17 protein-coding genes are annotated in these 20,223 nt (G+C 44.5%); 14 read left to right on the top strand and 3 right to left on the bottom strand.

Going from position 1 to position 20,223, the window contains the following annotated elements; translation table 11 throughout:
• Positions 1 to 233 precede the first annotated feature (233 nt).
• From H6F56_RS08230 to trpE, 4 genes are all read left to right on the top strand, one after another.
• Complete coding sequence (locus H6F56_RS08230) at positions 234 to 377, top strand: hypothetical protein (protein WP_190666687.1); 144 nt, start codon at positions 234 to 236, stop codon at positions 375 to 377.
• 18 nt (positions 378 to 395) lie between these two features.
• Positions 396 to 884: a peptidoglycan-binding domain-containing protein gene (locus H6F56_RS08225; RefSeq protein ID WP_190666685.1), complete on the top strand. Its 489-nt coding sequence runs from the start codon at positions 396 to 398 to the stop codon at positions 882 to 884.
• Between the two features lie 139 nt (positions 885 to 1,023).
• Positions 1,024 to 1,449 carry a photosystem I reaction center subunit II PsaD gene (locus tag H6F56_RS08220; protein WP_190666683.1) on the top strand — a complete coding sequence of 142 codons (426 nt, stop codon included), beginning with the start codon at positions 1,024 to 1,026 and terminating at the stop codon, positions 1,447 to 1,449.
• A gap of 462 nt (positions 1,450 to 1,911) precedes the next feature.
• Positions 1,912 to 3,456 (top strand): anthranilate synthase component I, encoded by a 1,545-nt coding sequence (gene trpE, locus H6F56_RS08215; protein WP_190666682.1) that lies wholly within the window; start codon positions 1,912 to 1,914, stop codon positions 3,454 to 3,456.
• An 88-nt stretch (positions 3,457 to 3,544) separates the two neighbouring features.
• On the opposite strand, the gene H6F56_RS26790 is transcribed toward trpE, so the two are convergent.
• On the bottom strand, positions 3,545 to 3,673 hold the full coding sequence (locus H6F56_RS26790; RefSeq protein ID WP_255513695.1) for a hypothetical protein: 129 nt from the start codon (positions 3,671 to 3,673) through the stop codon (positions 3,545 to 3,547).
• Between the two features lie 485 nt (positions 3,674 to 4,158).
• Here H6F56_RS26790 and H6F56_RS08210 point away from each other — a divergent pair, with 485 nt between their 5' ends.
• Positions 4,159 to 5,373, top strand: coding sequence for a trans-sulfuration enzyme family protein (locus tag H6F56_RS08210; RefSeq protein WP_190666680.1), 1,215 nt, complete (start codon positions 4,159 to 4,161; stop codon positions 5,371 to 5,373).
• Positions 5,374 to 5,619: 246 nt separating this feature from the next.
• On the opposite strand, the gene H6F56_RS25765 is transcribed toward H6F56_RS08210, so the two are convergent.
• A complete protein-coding gene (locus tag H6F56_RS25765) occupies positions 5,620 to 6,906 on the bottom strand; it encodes a septal ring lytic transglycosylase RlpA family protein (protein ID WP_199312648.1) in 1,287 nt (428 codons plus the stop codon).
• A 567-nt stretch (positions 6,907 to 7,473) separates the two neighbouring features.
• Between H6F56_RS25765 and H6F56_RS08200 the strand changes: the two genes are divergently transcribed.
• From H6F56_RS08200 to H6F56_RS08165, 8 genes are all read left to right on the top strand, one after another.
• On the top strand, positions 7,474 to 8,703 hold the full coding sequence (locus H6F56_RS08200) for an ABC transporter substrate-binding protein (protein ID WP_190666678.1): 1,230 nt from the start codon (positions 7,474 to 7,476) through the stop codon (positions 8,701 to 8,703).
• Positions 8,704 to 8,841: 138 nt separating this feature from the next.
• Positions 8,842 to 9,792, top strand: a complete 951-nt coding sequence (locus H6F56_RS08195) for a branched-chain amino acid ABC transporter permease (RefSeq protein ID WP_190666677.1) — start codon at positions 8,842 to 8,844, stop codon at positions 9,790 to 9,792.
• A 40-nt stretch (positions 9,793 to 9,832) separates the two neighbouring features.
• On the top strand, positions 9,833 to 10,645 hold the full coding sequence (locus tag H6F56_RS08190) for an Rpn family recombination-promoting nuclease/putative transposase (RefSeq protein WP_190666675.1): 813 nt from the start codon (positions 9,833 to 9,835) through the stop codon (positions 10,643 to 10,645).
• A gap of 286 nt (positions 10,646 to 10,931) precedes the next feature.
• Positions 10,932 to 11,861, top strand: coding sequence for a branched-chain amino acid ABC transporter permease (locus H6F56_RS08185; RefSeq protein WP_190666673.1), 930 nt, complete (start codon positions 10,932 to 10,934; stop codon positions 11,859 to 11,861).
• Positions 11,862 to 11,872: 11 nt separating this feature from the next.
• A complete protein-coding gene (locus H6F56_RS08180; protein ID WP_190666672.1) occupies positions 11,873 to 12,697 on the top strand; it encodes an ABC transporter ATP-binding protein in 825 nt (274 codons plus the stop codon).
• A 65-nt stretch (positions 12,698 to 12,762) separates the two neighbouring features.
• Positions 12,763 to 13,485 carry an ABC transporter ATP-binding protein gene (locus tag H6F56_RS08175; RefSeq protein ID WP_190666670.1) on the top strand — a complete coding sequence of 241 codons (723 nt, stop codon included), beginning with the start codon at positions 12,763 to 12,765 and terminating at the stop codon, positions 13,483 to 13,485.
• A 753-nt stretch (positions 13,486 to 14,238) separates the two neighbouring features.
• Positions 14,239 to 15,951 (top strand): ABC transporter ATP-binding protein/permease, encoded by a 1,713-nt coding sequence (locus H6F56_RS08170; protein ID WP_190666669.1) that lies wholly within the window; start codon positions 14,239 to 14,241, stop codon positions 15,949 to 15,951.
• Between the two features lie 193 nt (positions 15,952 to 16,144).
• A complete protein-coding gene (locus tag H6F56_RS08165; RefSeq protein ID WP_190666667.1) occupies positions 16,145 to 17,008 on the top strand; it encodes an EamA family transporter in 864 nt (287 codons plus the stop codon).
• Between the two features lie 5 nt (positions 17,009 to 17,013).
• On the opposite strand, the gene H6F56_RS08160 is transcribed toward H6F56_RS08165, so the two are convergent.
• Entirely contained in the window at positions 17,014 to 17,505 is a 492-nt protein-coding gene (locus H6F56_RS08160) for a GNAT family N-acetyltransferase (RefSeq protein ID WP_190667131.1), read from the bottom strand.
• A 270-nt stretch (positions 17,506 to 17,775) separates the two neighbouring features.
• Here H6F56_RS08160 and H6F56_RS08155 point away from each other — a divergent pair, with 270 nt between their 5' ends.
• Entirely contained in the window at positions 17,776 to 20,025 is a 2,250-nt protein-coding gene (locus H6F56_RS08155) for a GAF domain-containing protein (protein ID WP_190666665.1), read from the top strand.
• The last annotated feature ends 198 nt before the right edge of the window (positions 20,026 to 20,223 follow it).

The following is a 20,223-nucleotide window of genomic DNA, read 5'->3' as shown; positions in this document are numbered from 1 at the left end:
TTGAATTTTGCAAGCGGTTTAGTTTTTGAGGAGAGAAGATTACGCTGACTCAGGTAATTTTTTCTAACAAAATGCCGCAAAAGTTATTCAGTTTTGAAAGAGCGACGTGCTAATTTTGCGAAAATAACATCCATAACAGAATCCCCGTCAATGGTGCTGAAACCATCGTTGTCTGGTGCAGATACGCGTCAGTCAAGCCAGCACTTTCAACTAAGAAAATCCCTGCAAGGGGAGTGAAACTTGAAGTAATAATTTTAAGCAACATCCTGCTGTTGGGTGAACCGGCAGGGTTGCTTCTAATCACCCATTTGAATACATCAGACAGGCGAGGTGCGAGGGAAGCCGGCAGCCCTATCTTGGGAAATGTAGACACTTAACTTAAAGGAAGATTAATTATGTTATCTACTAACCAAGACAATTCTGTTAAAGCCTCTATCAGTAAGCCGCAATTGCAATTAGGATACGAAGGCACTGCAGTGATGGAATTGCAAAAGCTATTAAAGCGCTGGGGAGCCTACCGGCAACCCATTACCGGCATATTCGACAAAACAGTGGAATTTGCGGTCAAGATGTTCCAGTTTAGCGTCTTTCTCCCAGAGGATGGCGTTGTCGGCTCCTTCACCTGGCAAGCACTGGCCACCGGCACCCCAGTTAATATGCCGGTGCTGGAACAAGGTCGTTCAGGTCAGGCTGTCAAAACCATGCAGCAGGTTCTCTGGTTGACGGGTCACTACAACGGCGTCGTTGATGGAAACTTTGGTTTCCTGACGTACAAGGCTGTCTGCGCCTTCCAAAAAAGCTTTGGTCTAGCCGTCGATGGCATTGTCGGTCAGCAAACTTGGAATGCTCTCAGCCAAGTTCCCCGTGGCTACAACCCGAATTGACAGACTCAGCACTTAGCCCTCAGCACTCCCTTTACCTAAAGAACTGTAACAGTTCATGACCAAGTTTATAGATAGGGGGAGTCTCGGTGATACGATTCCATAAAAATTGCCTGAAACATTAAGTAAGAGAGAGTCATTCATGGCACAAACTTTAACTGGACAATCTCCGATCTTTGGGGGCGGCACCGGCGGCTTACTGTCAAAAGCAGAAGTTGAAGAAAAATACGCGATTACTTGGACTAGCCCGAAGGAACAAGTCTTTGAATTGCCCACCGGCGGTTCAGCTATCATGCGGCAAGGTGAAAACCTGCTGTACTTAGCCCGGAAGGAATACTGCATTGCCTTGGGTGGCCAGCAATTGAGGGCCAAGTTCAAAATTACGGACTACAAAATTTACCGGATTTACGCGAGCGGCGAAATCCAGTACCTACATCCTAAAGATGGCGTCTTCCCTGAAAAAGTGAACGAAGGCCGTCCCTATGTGGGCAAGGTTGATCGCAATATCGGCAGCAACCCGGAACCTGCGTCAATCAAATTCAGCGGTAAAACGACTTACCAAGTTTAGTTTTGGGGTGCTTCCCCTAAAACTGGGCGTCGTGACTTATTGCAGATAAGGAGGGGGCGGGTTCACAGCCTGCCCTCTTCTTATCGCCAGTCTCAACCCTTGCCAGCAAAAGAGTAGATGAGAAGGCAGACAAAGAGCCGGTGAATTCTATGACTTTACAATGGGTAATCTGACGAAACCTCTGGCCAAACTCGAAACTCCTTCTAAACTATCGACCGATGCCGGCAGAGCACGCTGCCCTATCATCTGCGGTTATTATTAAAAACACAGTGCCGACAACAAGCTTGTTGGAGAGTACAGCTCAGACTCTTTTAAATTTTGAATTTCTAAATTTTAAATTAAGCTCTAAGTGCGTGTAATCTGATTAAAAAGTTAGATATCTGAGGCTGAGCAGCTTGCTCTGGTCTTTGCAGATCTAACGCAAATAAAAGTATTGCTAATGAACTACAGGTCGTTGCGTCCATGATTTTACCGGATTTCTCACAGTTTTCTCAGTTAGCCCAGCAAGGAAATTTTGTGCCGGTGTACCAGGAATGGGCAGCGGATCTCGATACGCCGGTGTCTGCTTGGTACAAAGTTTGCGCCGGCCAACCTTACAGCTTTCTTTTGGAGTCGGTGGAAGGCGGAGAAAAAATTGGCCGCTACAGTTTTCTCGGTTGCGATCCGCTTTGGGTTCTGGAAACAAAAGGCAATCGCACCACCCAAACTCACCGCACCGGCAGCGAAGAAGTATTTGAAGGCGATCCATTTGAAGTTCTCGCTAACTGCCTAAAACCCTATCAGCCGGTGAATTTGCCGCAACTGCCGCCAGGAATCGGGGGTTTATTTGGTTTTTGGGGTTATGAACTCATTCCCTGGATAGAACCGCGTGTGCCGGTTTACCCAGCAGAGGAAACAGACTTGCCGGACGGGTTGTGGATGCAGGTAGATAACCTGCTGATTTTTGACCAAGTCAAGCGCAAGATTTGGGCGATCGCTTATGCGGATCTGCGGGATGCCGGTGGGGATTTGGCCGGCGCTTACCAGCAAGCGTGCGATCGCGTTAAGGGATTGGTGAGCAAACTACAGATGCCCCTGTCGAGCCAGGATACACTTTTAGCTTGGACACCACCAGAAAGCAAGGGAACCCAAGGGCCGGAATTAACCCATACCAGCAACATTTCCCAAGAGCAGTTCTGTGAGAATGTCCGCAAGGCAAAAGATTACATCAAGGCCGGGGATATTTTTCAAGTTGTTTTATCTCAGCGACTAGAAGCCGAGTACACCGGCGATCCATTTGCCCTTTATCGCTCACTGCGTCTGGTTAATCCTTCACCTTACATGGCGTATTTGCACTTCGGGGACTGGCAGATTATTGGTTCGAGTCCGGAAGTGATGGTCAAAGCTGAGCGAACCGCAGATGGCAGCCAACAAGCACTGCTACGACCGATTGCTGGGACGCGCCGGCGGGGCCAAACTCCGCAGGAAGATGACGCCCTCGCTGAAGAATTGCTACGAGATCCCAAGGAAATTGCTGAACACGTGATGCTCGTAGACTTGGGCCGCAATGATGTAGGCCGCGCCTGTATCAATGGCACTGTCAAGGTTGACGAATTAATGATCATTGAGCGTTACTCTCATGTGATGCACATTGTCAGTAACGTTGTTGGTCAGTTGGCGAAAGACAAAACCGCCTGGGATTTATTGAAAGCTTGCTTCCCCGCCGGCACCGTTAGCGGTGCGCCTAAAATTCGGGCGATGGAAATTATTCATGAGTTAGAGGGATGCCGGCGCGGACCCTATTCCGGTGCTTATGGCTATTACGATTTTGAGGGTCAGCTCAACAGTGCAATCGCCATTCGCACAATGGTCGTTCGCAGCCAAGGCAACGGGCAAAATATTGTATCTGTTCAAGCCGGTGCCGGTTTGGTTGCCGATTCTGAGCCAGAAAAAGAATACGAAGAAACCCTCAACAAAGCCAGAGGGATGCTGGAAGCCATTCGCTGTTTAAGCAGTATTGATCGCTAATTGCTCCTGGGGTCGGCATCTTGCCGGCCTCAAAGAAGAATAGCGAGTTTGTGGCAAAATAAGCTTTCCCACATCTAATACCTATTCTCTAAACGTTCACTACAGATAAAGCTGATAAGACATCATGCCGTACAGTAATTGATGCGAGAATTGGTGGCGTTAATTTTTCCAGTTCGACTTTGAGATATTGCCGCAATTCCTCTAGATTTTTTGGCATCGACCAACGCCAGGGGCGCTTGAGATATTGCCAAACTTGTTCATAGGGCTTCGCCCCGCCGCAGGCGTAAGGATTTAATTGCGTACAATACGCCGGCTAAAAGAATAAAATGATGCTGAAAGAATAAAATGATGTTGTTTGGCAAGAAAGAGCCGTTTCGCTTTATGAAAGGCTCCATTATCCAATTGGATAATTAATAGCGAATCTTCAAACTGTTGAGAAATCAAATTCAAAAAAATTTGAAAACAATCTATATTTAGGTAAGAAAACTCCCAAAAGAAATTTTCTCCCCTTAACGGTGTTCCTCGAATGATGACACTTGAAAGTTCACGCGAATCAATGGACAAGATGATCGACAGTCACACCGACCAAGCCAATGTTGCTCATGCACTGCTGCAAAGTAATGCTCCAGACGAGCAGGCGATCGGCACCGCAATACAGGGAAACCTTGAACTGAAAAAATAACTCAGGAGATCTTTCACTTCATGTCAGCAAATGATTTCGAGTTTCAAGGGTTGCAAACGACAGCAATTCATGCTGGAGAAAAACCTGATAGCACTACTCGTGCTTCCTCCCCCAATATTGTAATGTCATCATCTTTTGTGACCGATGCAGATACTCCTTTCTCGGCTGAGAATTTACAGGGTCAAACAACGTTCTTTTATACCCGTGAGGGCAATCCAACGGTTCAACAGCTAGAACAAAAATTGGCAGCTTTAGAAGGTGCTGAGGCTTGTGTGGCATTTGGGAGCGGTATGGCAGCCATTTCAGCCTTGATGTTTCACCAGCTTAAGTCGGGCGACCACTTGGTCATGAGCGACGTTGCTTATGTTGGCGCGGCTGAATTGATGAAGGGATTGATTCCTAGTTTTGGGATTCAGGTAACGCGAGTCAACACAACAGATTTGAAGGCTGTAGAAGCAGCAATTCAAACCAATACCAAGCTGATTCATATTGAAACCCCTTGTAACCCGATTGTTAGATTGTCGGATATTAGGGCAATCGCACAAATAGCTCATGCTGCTGGTGCAAAGCTCTCGGTTGATTCGACCTTTGCCACCCCTGTAGCGACTCAGCCCCTCAGTTTAGGTGCAGATTTTGTCGTCCACTCCCTAAGCAAGTATTTATGTGGACATGGGGATGCAATTGGTGGAGCAGTTCTGGGGGCAAGCGATGAACTATCAGGAATTCGCGATCTGCTGGTTCATCTGGGGGGGGCGCTTAGCCCATTTAACGCTTGGCTGATCATGCGGGGGATCGCTACATTGCCTATCCGCATGAAAGCTCATCAGGAAAATGCACTGAAAGTGGCACAATTCCTGGAATCTCATCCTCAAGTCAAACAGATGATTTATCCAGGTCTACCCTCCCATCCGCAACACGAATTAGCAAAACGGCAGATGCGAAACTTTTCTGGCATGATCGCTTTCCAGGCCAAAGATGCTCTTGCCGTTGCTCAAGCTTTTGCCCAGCGATTGCAAGTCATTCACTATGCTGTGTCCCTCGGTCATCAGCGTAGTCTTATCTACTATATTTCGACTCAGGAAATGCTAGAAACCTCTTTCGCACTCGATGAGACGCAGGCTGAGGCGTACCGCAACTTTGCAGGGGATGGGGTTTTCAGACTATCAGTGGGACTGGAAGACGCGGAGGATCTCTGTAGGGACTTAGATCGAACAATGTCAAGCGTTGGACGGTAAGCTATTGTCGCGTAGCGAGCTAAATGGATTCTGACGCCGATTGCGTTGGTCGATGCCAAAAAATTTAGAAAAATTGCGGCAAAATCTCGAAGTCGAGCTGGAAAATTTAACGTCACCAATTCTCGCATCAATTACTGTACGGCATGATATCTTATCAGCTTTATGTGGAGTTGACTTGTAGAGAATTAGTACAATTTGCTCTCAACACGAGCGAGCAGAAATTCCTTGTGGTTTCCCCTCTCTTCCCTAGCTTCTAGTCTTTTGCATGACGACAGCCTCCACCGGCACGACTCCAGATTCCACACTATTGAGGCATCGGGCCGCCTCACGGGAGAGATCCAAGGCTCTATCTCCAACATAAGGGCCGCGATCATTGACTCGCACAATCACTGTCTTGCGACTTTCCAGGCTAGTGACTTTCAAATAGGTATCGAAAGGCAAGGAGGGATGGGCGGCAGTAAGTTCAGTTTGCCGATACGTTTCACCTGTGGCAGTGGGGCGACCTTCAAAATAAGGCCCATACCAAGAAGCCATCCCCTCAATTTTCCTTGGCGTTTCCACCAATTGGTGCATCTTCGCTTGAGCTTCCACCAGAGTTAATGGGGGTGTTTCTAGGGCAATTCGGAGATTGTTCACCCACTCAATAGCCAGTAATTCGCGGTTGCTTTTAAGACCGGCACCTAGTTTTTTATCGATTGTCAGGATTGTTCGAGTGCCGGCTTTGAGCGCTGGCGTTCCATTCACCATTGCCGGCTGCAGTTGTGCCGGCTGGAAATGCCGGTCTTTGAAAGATTGTTCCAGCGCGTGAGCAATCTTATTTGCTTGGGCGCGTTCAGGCACTTCTGCAATCACATACTCTTTCACCCGAACCTGAAACGTTTGCCGGTTGGAGGATGAGCCGGCGGCATCCCGATCCTGTCTCGACTTCAAATTCCGCCAAAAGCCTTGCAGCTTGCTGTCTCCAGCCTTAGCTTGAGTGCTGCCGGCTTGAGCGTTTTGCTCGGTGTGAATAACCACCACCGACACCGGCACTGCATGAGAGGGGGGTTCAACTCTCTCGGTTCGAGGCACTAAATTGTGAAAAAACTCAAAAATTTTATTTGCGGAATCGCTTTCAACTGGAACTTTGACATCCAACGGTTCAAACGGCTGCTGAGTGGTTTGTGAAACCGTTATTAATTGAGGGGTTTGCGGCACTTGCTCAGAAGGGCAAAGCGGTTTGTCTGCAAAAGTTAGCCACGGCCAAGAACGGAAAGGTTTGACTCGCTTTAGTTGAGAGTAATGGCGTCCTTGCTGAAGCATCCAATTGAGTGGCAGCAAGACAACTGGGGGAGCAAATGAACTTGAAATACTTGTACTTGCTTTTGCCTGAGAGAACCAAGAATGAGACCAATTAATCTCAAAACCGGCTGCCGATAAACCTTTAGCTGGAACTGCGCTGATTAAGGGAACGGGGCTTTTGGCTAAACCCTGACCAGATTCGACTCCACAGCTCAAACAAGGTGTTATCCAAATAAGTCCGAGAAACGGCATGGGCTTTCCTCTGCTACAAGTTGTGTGCGATAAGTTGGCTCCTTAAAAAATAAAAACGATCCTTCATAATTCGTAACGTATATGCACCACTAAGTAAATAGTAATAAGCGATACCCCAGCCGAAAGTCAACCTTTTTGTCTACGAATGCTGTGATCCCAGGCCCCAAAGCTGCGTGTTTCCGTGCATACAGACTGGTTGCCGGCAGCCTGTTTCCCGGTTTACCAGGGGCACCTGAGGGATAGCTAGCGCTCAAAAATAGCGATGGCACCCCTGAGTAAACAGCGGCGTTCGGCTGTAGAATACAACATCGGTTGCCGGTGATGCAGTAGAGCTTTGCAAACCAGTGCAAAATCTAGCCAGAATCCTGGATATTCTCAATGAAAGAGTCGGTTGCATCGCCGACTCTTTCAGGCTGCCGGTGATGCGAGTGAGCCTGAAAAGGTAGCCAATTGTAATCACTGGATGCACGATAGACTTAACCGAGTGCCGATAAAGAAACACAAATGCGCTCTTTAATTGGCTACAGCCTCAGTAAAATATTCCTAAAGAATTTCCCTTTAGTTTTTATGAAAAAATTTGCGGCTCATCGTACCTGTGCTTTATTGGTTACTTTTGCTTTACTGCTAAGTGCTTGTGGTGAGACAAATAGTGGTTCAAATTCCTCAACTGAGACCACGTCTTCAACAACAGCCGGCTCATCTGGGGCAATTCCCATTGGCATTGCTGTAGGACAAACCGGCAACGTTGGTTTAATCGGTCAGGAATCAGTTGCCGGTGCAAAAATTGCCGAGAAATATTTCAACGACAAAGGCGGCGTTGATGGCACCCCCATTAAACTGATTTTTGAAGATACGGGAGGAGATGAAGCCGGCGCAATTAATGCCTTTCAATCGCTGATTACTAAACACAAAGTCGTTGGCATTGTCGGGCCGAGTCGCTCACAGCAAGGGTTTGCTGCCCAGCCGGTGGCAAATAACGCAAAGGTGCCAGTACTTGGGCCTTCTACTACGGCCAAAGGAATTCCCCAAATTGGAGACTATATCGCTCGTGTTTCAGCACCCGTAACGGTCGTTGCACCCAATGCAGTGAAAGCAGCAATTAAGATCAATCCTAAGCTCAAAAGAGTTGCTGTTTTTTATGCTCAAGATGATGCTTATAGCAAATCCGAAACAGACATTTTTCAGCAAACCGTGAAGGAACAAGGGCTTGAGCTTGTAACCGTTCAAAAATTCCAAACAACTGACACAGACTTTCAAACCCAAGCAACTAACGGGATGAATTTAAAGCCCGATCTCGTAATTATTTCTAGCCTAACTTCTGACGGCGGAAACTTAGTTCGGCAATTGCGAGAACTCGGCTATAAAGGCTTAATTATTGGCGGTAACGGTCTCAATACTCCGAATGTCTATCCAGTCTGCAAAGCACTTTGTGATGGCGTTTTAGTTGCCCAAGCTTACAGTCCTGAGCATTCGGGCGAAATCAATAACGTGTATCGCACAGCTTATACCAACCAATATAAAAAAGATCCCCCTCAATTTAGCGCTCAAGCTTTTACCGCTGTTCAAGTCTTTGTAGAAGCCCTAACAGCAGTCGATCAGAAAACTGACATTTCTAAAATGTCTCTCCCTCAACTGCGAACAGAACTGAACAAACAAATATTAGCTGGAAAGTACGATACGCCCATCGGTGAGATTTCTTTTACTTCCGAAGGAGAAATCGTTCAGAAAGATTTTTACGTCGCTCAAATCAAAATGGATGCTGATGGAAATAAGGGTAAATTTACTTATCTGAAATAAGCCCATTGCCTTTAATACAGGGGGGGTTGATAAGAGGACACGTAAAGGAACGCAGAGTTTATAATAACCTTTGCGTTTCTCTGCGTTTAGTATAAAATAGAGCGCGTCCCTAATCGGTGGAGATTTATTAGAATCATTGTGGATTTAAGCTTATTTTTTCAACAATTTCTTAACGGGTTATCGATTGGGAGTGTTTATGCCATATTTGCACTGGGTTACACTCTGATCTTCTCTATTTTGGGCATTATTAATTTTGCACACGGGGCAATCTTTACCCTAGGTGCCTACTTCACTTATGCGCTGATGGGTGGTGCCTTCGGGTTTAATGGATTATTCGCGAATGTGCAATTGCCCATTCGCTTACCATTTATCTTTGCATTGCTTTTAGGCAGCACTCTTGCCGGTTTGGTTGGAGTCGCCGTGGAACGTTTGGCTTTTCGACCTTTGCGTCGGCAGGGTGCAGATCCGCTGCTGACGGTGGTTTCAAGCTTAGGCGTGGCATTAGTCATTGTCAATTTAATTCAGTATTTAGTTGGGGCAGAAAGCTACACATTTCCCGCCAATACTTATGGTAATTTACCGCCATCCATTAACTTTGGTACGCCGGAAAGCCCCATCCCAATCCGCACAGTTCAGATCGTAATCTTTGGGGTTTCTGTGCTAATTTTGCTAATTTTAAGTTATTTTATCAATCGTACAAAATATGGAAAAGCGATGCGGGCTGTTGCTGAAGATGGGCTGACGGCTAGTTTGCTTGGGATTAACACAGATTTTTTTATTGTTTTGACATTTTTCATCAGCAGTTTTCTGGCAGGATTGGCAGGAACGTTAGTCGGTTCTAGTGTGAGTATTGCCGGCCCTTATTTTGGAATTGCTGTTGGGCTTAAAGGCTTAGCAGTGATTGTACTGGGAGGTTTAGGCAGCATTCCCGGTGCTGTGGTGGGGGGTTTGGCAATTGGACTGGTGGAGGCGTTTGTACCGGGAGAATTTTCTGCCTATAAAGATGCGGTTGCCTTTGGGATATTGTTTTTCATGCTATTAGTTAAACCTGAAGGCTTGCTGGGCCGCCGGTTTGTACAGAAAGTGTAGGATGTCAGGGGTTTAAAATGCTTTGCAATCTACATAAATCATGAAAACAGATAGCCTCTTTTATCAGATTTTTCAAACATTTCCCGGCATTTTTTTTGAGTTAATCGGTCAGCCGGCATCCGAAGGCAATGCTTATCAGTTCCAGTCAGTTGAAATTAAGGAAACCGTTAAACGTATTGATGGCGTGTTTGTGCCGGCGAGTGAAACTCAACAGCCGATCTATTTTGTTGAAGTTCAATTTCAGTCTGACAAAGATTTTTACTACCGATTCTTTACGGAAATTTTCCTTTATCTAGGGCAAAACAAACCTAAAAAAGATTGGCGTGCAGTGCCGGTGTTTTACCAACGCCGGCTCGATCCAGGAGTCCCCATAGAATATCAGTGTTTGGTTGCCAGTCAGCAAGTGCAGTGGGTTTACTTAGATGAATTAGGCGAAACCGCAAACCAATCCTTGGGAGTGGGAATCGTGCAATTAGTCGTTGAAGATGAGACAACCGCACAGCGACAAGCCAGACAGTTAATCCAGAAAGCGCATATAGAGCTTTGGGATGAGGCGATTAAGCGAAAGGTGATAGAATTTATTGAGACAATCTTGCTCTATAAATTTCCCGATTTAAGCCGGCAGGAGATAGAAGCCATGTTTAACTTAAGTGAGTTAAAACAGACAAAATACTTTCAAGATGTTAAGTTAGAAGGCAAGGAAGAAGGCAAGTTAGAAGGCAAGTTAGAAGGCAAGTTAGAAACTGTGCCTCGGCTATTGCAATTAGGGTTAAGTTTAGAACAGATAGCAGCAGCATTAGAGTTGGATATTGAGAGGGTAAGGCAGGCATCCGAAAGACAATCTGATAGCTGAATTTAGGGAGTGGCTAATTGGTAAAAAGCCGAGGGCATTGCAGAAATATGTTTACTAAAACTACCAGCTTCGCCACTCTCGCATCAGCCGGCAATCCATCACATCGGCTCTGAAAGCCACAATAATTGCTCAAATCGGCACATCTGTGTAATGAACTAACCAAAAAATTTCTAAAACAGGAATGACAACCCATTTAATAATAAGCGCTGACTCGATAAACTTACTAAGTTCCTCTATTCTAAAAAGTAACCGTTAATAATATTTGTAATCGGTATCGTTAATTGCAATGGAAAATTTTTTCAGCACCTACGGATTTCTGATTGTGTCCATGATCATGGGGGCACTGCTGGGACTGTCCTTGTATTTGCCACTGATGGCTGGGCAACTCTCTCTAGCTAGCCCTGGTTTTTATGCCTTGGGCGGGTATATTTCGGCAATTTTGTCAACTAAAGTTTTTCCCCCTACTGAGGGTTTGTTTCCTATCCCTCTGCTGCTTTTAGAAATGCTGATTGCCGGCATTGTCAGCGGAATATTAGGTCTTTTAGTCGGAATACCGGCACTGAGATTGCGAGGAATTTATTTAGCGATTGCCACCATCGCTTTTGTAGAAGTTCTGCGCGTTCTATCCCTCAATTTGGAAATCACCGGCGGCGCAGTTGGAATTTTTGGCATTCCTCAACCTTTTGCCACTCCCCTTGAATATTTGTGGGTAGCGCTGCCATTACTGATCATTAGTATGGTTTTATTTTATCGGCTTGAACGCATTCGCGTCGGACGGGCGCTGACAGCCATTCGCGAGGATGAATTGGCTGCCGGTGCAGTAGGGATTAATCCAACTTATTATAAAGTTTTAGCATTTACCTTAGGTGCGATTTTAGCCGGCATTGTTGGATCTATCAGTGCCCACTTTCTCAATACTTGGAACGCCCGTCAGGGTACATTTGATGCCAGTATCGTTTACTTAACCTCAGTTTTAATTGGTGGAACCCGAACCTTTGTCGGGCCGGTGTTAGGAGGTATGGTATTTACAGCACTGCCTGAAATATTGAGATCCTTGGCAGAAATCCCTCGCTTACCCATTTGGTTAGCAGAATTTTTGCGAGATGGGCGTCTCATTATTTTTGGGGTGCTAATTGTTGTCGGTACAATATTTTTCCCCCAAGGTTTAGTAACACCCGAATTATTTAAAAAACGCCGGCAGACGCAGCGATTGTAATTTCTAACTGTATGAACGCACAAACCACTAGCCAAAATTCAACTTTCACGAATGAAAGTACCTTCCTAGAAGCAAAGGCTTTAACTCGCAAATTTGGGGGTTTAGTTGCTGTTAATGAAGTCTCTTTCAACGTGAAGCAACATGAAATATTTGGACTGATCGGCCCAAATGGAGCGGGAAAAACCACCCTGTTTAATTTAATGACTGGAATGATCGTTCCCTCTAGTGGAGAACTGATTTATCAAGGGCAAAACATTTCCGCTCTCAAACCCCATCAAATTGCCGCTAAAGGAATTGCCCGAACGTTTCAAAATATTCGTTTATTTGCCGATTTGTCGGCGCTGGAAAATGTGATGGTTGCTAGACATCTCCATAATCGCGGCGTGAAAAATCCTTTATTATCTTGGGTAATTGGGGTGCTGGGTTTGCCACCGGCACCCACAGAAGAACGTCAAACCCGCGAAAAAGCTTTGGAATTGCTGAATTTGGTAGGGTTGAGCGATCGCGCCGGCGAAAAAGCCAAAAACTTTTCCTACGGCGATCAGCGCCGCCTGGAAATTGCTAGAGCACTGGCGTTAGAACCGCAAGTGTTACTGCTTGATGAACCGGCTGCCGGTATGAACACCAATGAGAAACAACAACTCAGTGAATTTATTCGGGAGATGCGTGATTCTTTTAACTTAACCATCATTTTAATAGAACATCATGTGCCCTTAGTCATGGGTTTGTGTGAGCGCATTGCTGTCTTGCATTTCGGTCAATTGATTGCCCTGGGAAACCCCGCATCCGTCAGAAGCGATCCCGCCGTGATTGAAGCCTATTTAGGAGATGAATAAAAAAATATAGGAGAAATCGGAAGGAATTGGTGTTAAAAATATTTTTAAATTAATCTGAGGTTTGCATGGAATCGACTAGCACATTGCTATTAGAAATTAAAGAACTATATGTTAATTATGGCGGAATTCAAGCATTGCAAGATATTAATATAACAATTAATAGCGGCGAGGTGGTAACGCTGATTGGTGCAAATGGAGCCGGTAAAAGCACAACATTGCGAGCGATTTCTAAAATTGTCAACCCGCGAAAAGGTAAGATTTTCTACCGGGGGCGTGATATTACGCGACGCCAACCGCATGAAGTTGTGCGCCTAGGCATCGCCCACAGTCCAGAAGGTCGCCGAGTGCTCGCGCGGCAAACAGTTTTAGATAACTTGGAATTGGGCGCATATATCCGCTCGAATTTGGCGGAAGTGAAGGCAGATTTAGATCGTCAATTTGAACTTTTTCCGCGTCTAGCAGAACGCCGGCAGCAGTTAGCTGGAACACTCAGCGGCGGTGAACAGCAGATGCTTGCAATTGCGAGAGCGTTAATGAGCCGGCCAAAATTGTTACTCTTAGATGAGCCTAGTTTGGGGTTAGCACCGGCGATCGTGCGCGAGATTTTTTCGATCATCCAAAACTTGCGTACCACCGGCGTCACTATTCTTTTGGTAGAACAAAATGCTAGCCTCGCATTGCAAACTGCTGATCGGGGCTATGTCCTCGAAGCCGGTCACATCACTCTCACCGGCCCAGCTTCAGACTTACTCAAAGATGAGCGAGTCAAGCAGGCGTATTTAGGGTAAAGCGAAAGGCAGCCATATCTTTGTCGGAAATACAACTCGATTGAGTGGTTGCGCCAGCATTTCTTAAAACCCCATTTCATTTTGCAAATTGATAGAGGGTGTTATTTGCTTCTTCGGATTTGGCGCTTTCTCATATCGAAACTTTTTTAACCTGTCCTTTTACTCTCAATCAATGACGCGTAATTTATAGCTTTCATAGAAATTTAATTGGGTTGTAATTTATAAATTCACTAAAAGCTTATTGCGACAGAAATTTTTAGTTATTTAAGATTTTTTATATTGTTCCTTAAATCAATTTTTATTCTTCTCTAAAACTTACCCAATTACCTCTTATTTATTTCTGAAGTTTTTTGTTCATAGATAAATTTTTATTTTCTTTTTAACTTAATTGATTAAGTGGTTTCTCGTAGAGACTTGTCATCGGCCAAAATGACATGGTTGGTGGCGATCCCCATCTGAAAGAGATCTTCTGCCTGTAGAATAAGCAAGCCTAGTTCAATTAGGCTAAGGTGGTGTGTTCAACAAGACCTGTAGCCTCCCAAAAGCTGCCATAGAAGCCTCTAGGCGTTCTGTAACGATCTTGATGGGCCAAAGTCAAAAATTTGTTTTGATTGAACCCAAAACAACTGCACGATCGTTTATAACGTTGGAAAGAATCGATCTCTGTGACTTTCCTAGCTGAAACTTTAACCTTTGTGTTAATCTCAAGCTTTTATCACACCCAACAGATGTGCGTTGCTCAAAACAAAGAACATGAACAGATTTGACGGGCAGTTGTGGCAGCAGTTTTTGCGGCTTGCCAAACCCTATTGGTATTCTGAAGAGAAATGGAAAGCCAGGGGATTACTGGCGATTTTGCTGTTGTTGTTGCTGTTAGTTAGTGGCATTAATGTGACCATTAGCTATGTAAATAGAGATTACATGACCGCCCTCTCGAATAAAGATGCTTCCAAATACTTTCATCTGTTATTCGTTTATGGTGGTGTGTTCGCGATTGCCACGCCAATTGTTGTGTTTTATCGTTACGTCCGAAAACAGCTCAGTCTTTACTGGCGGGATTGGCTGACTACTTATTTTCTAGATCGGTATTTCTGCAATCGCGCTTATTATCAAATTCATGAAAATAGAAGCATTGATAATCCAGATCAGCGCATCTCTGAAGATATCAGATCTTTTACCCAAGAAAGCCTTGAGTATTTGTTAATTTTGCTGAATGCCGGCATCGATTTGATTGCCTTTATTGGCATTCTCTGGTCGATTTCTATCCCACTTGTGAGTGTGCTAATTATCTACGCTGCCGTCGGCACCGGCATGACCGTTTGGTTCGGTAAGCGACTGATCGGGTTAAACTTCAACCAGTTGCGAAGAGAAGCCAATTTTCGTTATGGTTTAGTGCGTATTCGTGACAACGCAGAATCTATTGCGTTTTATCAGGGAGAGCAACAGGAATCAAAACAAGTAAAGCGGCAATTAATGGGGGTTATTAGCAACTTTAATCTTCTGATTGGCTGGGAACGAAATTTGGATTTTTTTACCACGGGCTATCGCTATCTAGTCGTCATAGTACCTTCCTTAGTCGTCGCTCCCTTGTATTTTTCCGGTCATGTTGAATTTGGAGTCATTACCCAAGCAATTTTTGCGTTCAGGCAAGTTTTAGATGCCCTCTCTGTGATCGTCGATGAGTTTGACAAACTCAGCGTGTTTGCGGCTGGAATTAATCGCTTAGAAGGTATTACTGAAGTTTTGGAAAAACCCACCCCAATTCGCAAGCTTGAAACTCCTTGCATTGATATGACAACCGGCTCTTATTTAGCCCTCAAGCATCTCACCTTGCAAATTCCTAACTCAGAAAAGATTTTGGTTAGGGATCTGTCTGTTACAATTCAACCGGGTAAAGGCTTATTAATCGTCGGTCATAGTGGTGCCGGCAAAAGTTCCTTAATGCGTGCGATTGCGGGATTGTGGGACAGTGGAACCGGCTCTCTAATCAGACCGAATTTAGAGGAAATGCTGTTTTTGCCCCAGCGTCCTTACATGATTTTAGGTTCCTTACGCACCCAATTACTTTACCCCAGCACTCATCGCAATATTGCAAATAAAGAACTCAAAAAAGTGTTGCGACAAGTCAACCTCGAATATCTGCTAGATAGAGTAGGTGGGTTTGATGCAGAGTTAGACTGGGGAGATATGTTATCTGTGGGAGAACAACAGCGTCTCGCCTTCGCCCGCCTCCTGCTTTCTTCACCGCGCTATGCTTTTTTAGATGAAGCTACAAGCGCTTTAGATATTAAAAATGAGCAGAATCTTTACGAGCATTTGCAAGCAACCAATACAACATTTATCAGTGTTGGGCACCGTGCCAGCTTACTGAAGTATCACCACTACGTTTTAGAACTAAAAGGGGATGGGGATTGGCGGCTGGTGCCGGTTGAAGCTTATGCTGCCGGCGCGACTTCTTTAGCCTAAAAAAAGAAAAGAAAGAGAAAGTAAACAGTAAAACCTACTTTTACTTTCCTCTTTTCCTCCCACACTTCAATTGAAATTGCTTGTTTCGCTCAATAACTCTAACTTAAGGATGATGACCGGCAGCCCCCTTAAGATAAAAATTATTGCAAGTCTATTACACTCCTTCTAGTGCAAAATTCGTATCTGAAAGCTTATGCTTTGGTTTCTTTTATCTTTTTTGACAGCTTTTTTTGAAGCGATTAAAGATGTTTTCGGTAAGCAAGGTCTTAAAAATAATGATGAATACGTCGTTTCTTGGGCGCTCACTTTTTTTTGCGCTCTTTTTTTAATTCCTTTTACTATCTTATTTAAAATTCCTCCTTTGGGAAACCTGTTTTGGATCTCCCTTGCTATTGGTGGCACTCTAAATACGATCAGCACCCTGCTTTACATCAAAGCCATTAAAGAATCAGATTTATCACTGACGCTTCCGATGATTGCTTTAACGCCTTTATTTATGGTGATCACCTCTCCTTTAATTGTGGGAGAGTGGCCAGACAAATTTGATTTGATGGGGATTGTGCTATTAGTAATCGGCTCTTATTTATTAAATATTAAAGAAAAATCTAAAGGTTATTTAGCTCCATTTCAAGCATTGGTGCAAACCAAAGGGCCGCGCTATATGTTAATTGTGGCATTTATCTGGAGCATTACCTCCAACTTTGATAAGGTAGGCGTGCAAAATTCCTCGCCTGTTTTTTGGGTCATGGCGTTGTTTATCGTAATGACGTTAATGTTACTACCTATCCTGTTATTCAAAACCTCTCAGCCGGCAAAGAAAATTATCAAAGGATTGCCGGTTTTACTAGCAATGGGTTTGTGCTGCGCTTTAGCCGTAATTTTCCAAATGCAAGCGCTAACGATGACCCTGGTTGTTAAGGTCATTGCTATCAAGCGTACCAGTGTTTTAATGGGGGTGTTGTTGGGTTACTTTATTTTTAAAGAAAAAGGTATTAAAGAGCGATTTCTCGGCTCAGCAACAATGATTGTAGGGGTTTTATTCATGACATTATTCTAGAAAAGTTAGGGCAATAGATACTTCACATAAACCCGATCACACCGGCTTGTCTCTACCCCAGTTGCCGGTTGGTAACCGTTGCTTTCATAGAGACGTGTGGCTTCTTTCAAGACGCTGGCGGTTTCAATCCAAATCGTTTGAAAATTGCGAGAGGCAATCGTTTTTTCTAGCTCCTGCAGTAAGAATTTACCTAATCCTTGTCCTCTGGCTTCGGGCAAAAGATACATTTTGCGAATTTCTACAGCATTGATACCCCGCTTCACCGGATAATAAGCGCCGGTGCCCACCAGTTGAGCCTGCTTTTCAATTACCCAAAACTCGCCGCCGGTTGATAAGTAACACGCTTCAATCTCCAATACATCCCGATCTGCGCCGGCAGCTTCCCAACCCAAACCATACTCAGCTAAAACGTCCCGAATGATTGCCGCAGCGCCGGCTCGATCCTGCGGTTGCCACGAACGAATTAAAAAATCTTGATAGAATGTCTTGCCTGTCATGAATAACCAGTGTTCAAATTTAAGCTGCGTGAATGTACGGGTGCTATTATCCGTGAACTTACGGAAAGCAACGTTTGATGACTTTTCGGAGGTTAAACTGAGATCATTGAGATTATACTTTAATAAATTATAAATAAAAGATTTCTCCGTTCCTCCCGATTGCCGGTTAATATATCTATCCATTTTAGATTTTGTTTGAATACTACAACTCAAACTTATAAGAATCAGCGAAAATCATCGAGATAACACTTCTGAGAGGCAGACAAACAAATGGCTCAAGTTAGTTTAAAGAAAATTATTTCTAAAAAAGAATGCTTGTCTGCACTCCAGAACCTCATCGCAGTAATGGGTAAAGCCATTAGCGTTGAGGATACAGACGGCAAAATCTTGATAGGAAGCGAAGTCAAAAATCTGAACGAGAAGTATTCTGTCGAAGTTTCAGATGAAGTGATTGGCTGGGTCAGTGGAGATGAGAGTGCATCTGCTGTTGCCGGCTTGCTTTCTTATTTAGCAAATAAAGAATTAGAAAAGAAAACCCTAGCACTTGAGTTATTGGATAAATATAGAGAAAGTGAATTTTTTTATGAAACCTCTCAAAAAATAACCGCTAGCTTAGATCTTAAAGAAGTTACTAAATTAATCGTTGAAGAAGCCCAGAGACTCATAGCGGCAACCGGCGGCTCAGTCATGTTAGTCAATGAAAGCACCGGCAAGCTTGAGATTGTCGCCGCATTCGGTCAAGAATGGAATTCAAATCTAACTCGAAAAATCGGTGAAGGCATCGTTGGCAGTATTGTATTAACCGGCAAAGGAGAAATCGTTAACGAAGTCTTATCTGATGCTAGATATATTGCCGATCATGAGCCAATCAGCTCTTTAATTTGCGTTCCTTTAAAAACCAAAGATAAAGTTATTGGTGCCCTCGCACTCAGCAGCACTTGCCCGTTCACCTATAGGGCAGAGGATCTTAAACTCCTCACTATGCTTGCCTTTCAGGCAGCCTCAGTCATTGAAAATGCACTGCTTCATGAAAACAAGCTCAAAGAAAGCCGACGGGATGCCTTACTTTTCCGGTTGGCTAGCCAGATCCGTTTATCCTTAAACCTCGACACAATTTTAGAAACGGCAGTGAGCGAGATTCGCACACTTTTACAGATTGATCGCTGCCAGTTTATTTGGTATCGACCGGCAGCCCAGAAAAAAGAAGAATTGAGATTGAAACAAGAAGAATTTATTTTTCCACATTCTCAACTCTCAACCCTTAATTATAGTAGTTGGGAAGTGGTGCATGAATCAAAAAACTCAGATTTATCGAGTTTTTTGGGTTGCTGTTCCGCTGTTGAAATTGGAAGTTTCACACAGAAGCTTCTAAAGATGGAACGGTTTCAAGCCGATGAAGTAGCGAATCTGAGCGATCCGGTTCTGCAAAAATTCTTTGAGGGACGAGGGATTAAATCTCTATTAGCGCTGCCCATACAAACGCGATCAGGGGCAATAGGTGTGGTGAGTTGTGCGAGTAGTGAAAACGTGCGACCCTGGAGTGAGCATGAAGTGGAACTCTTGCACGCGATTGCCAATCAACTGGCACTGGCACTCGATCAAGCAGAACTTTACGATCAAACGCGCATTGCCGCCGCTGTTGCCCAAGCGCAAACCCAAGAGTTGCAGCAAACCCTGCACGAGTTGCAACAAACCCAATCTCAATTAATTCAGAGCGAAAAAATGTCTTCTTTGGGACAGTTGGTTGCCGGTGTCGCCCACGAAATCAACAATCCCGTTAACTTTATTTACGGCAATCTCTCCCACGCCCATAACTACACCCAACAGTTACTTCAACTGTTGGAGCTTTACCAACAGGGCAACCAAAATGTAATTGAAGCGTATGCAGAAGAGATTGAACTGGAATTTTTAATCGAAGATTTACCCAAATTGCTGTCATCTATGCATCTGGGAGTTGATCGCATCCGCCAGATAGTGCTGTCATTGCGAAATTTCTCGCGAGTAGATCAAGCGCAGATGAAGCCGGTAGATATTCATGAGGGAATTGATAGCACCCTGCTGATCTTGCAGCATCGCTTGAAAACACCAGCAGGAAAAACAGGAATTCAGCTGATTAAAGAGTACGGCGAGCTGCCACAAGTAGAATGCTACGCCGGCCAACTCAACCAAGTTTTTATGAACATTTTAAGTAATGCCCTTGATGCCTTAGAAGAGCAGGAAAACCCGGGTGTTATTACCATTTCTACCGAAGTTTCAGAACCTTATGAAGGCGGCGTAACGATTCGGATTCGAGATAACGGCCCCGGCATGACTGAGGCAGTCAAATCAAAATTGTTTGACCCGTTTTACACCACCAAGCCGGTGGGTAAAGGCACCGGATTGGGGCTATCGATTAGCTACGAAATTGTGGTAGATAAACATCGGGGAGTTCTCAGGTGCTTCTCTCAGCCCGGAGAGGGAACAGAGTTTGTTATAGAAATTCCGGTAACACAATCAGCAGCCTTTAAGGTTGCCGGTTAGCAGCTAGGACGCATTAAATTAATTTCACAGAATTCTTCATCAGACATTCTTCACGGGTGTCTGATGAACTGACTTAAAGGACTACATTAAGCAAGTGGTATAAGGGCAGAGGAATTGGATAAAAATTGAATTAATTGCACAAAGATAATTGTTATTTTTTAAATTTATTCGCTGACGACTTATTGCATAAATTGAGCA

Origin of the sequence: Microcoleus sp. FACHB-672 (genome assembly GCF_014695725.1) — a bacterium.
GTDB lineage: Bacteria > Cyanobacteriota > Cyanobacteriia > Cyanobacteriales > Oscillatoriaceae > FACHB-68.
The sequence above is the reverse complement of the archived record's forward strand: the minus strand, read 5'-3'. Positions and strand labels throughout refer to the sequence as shown.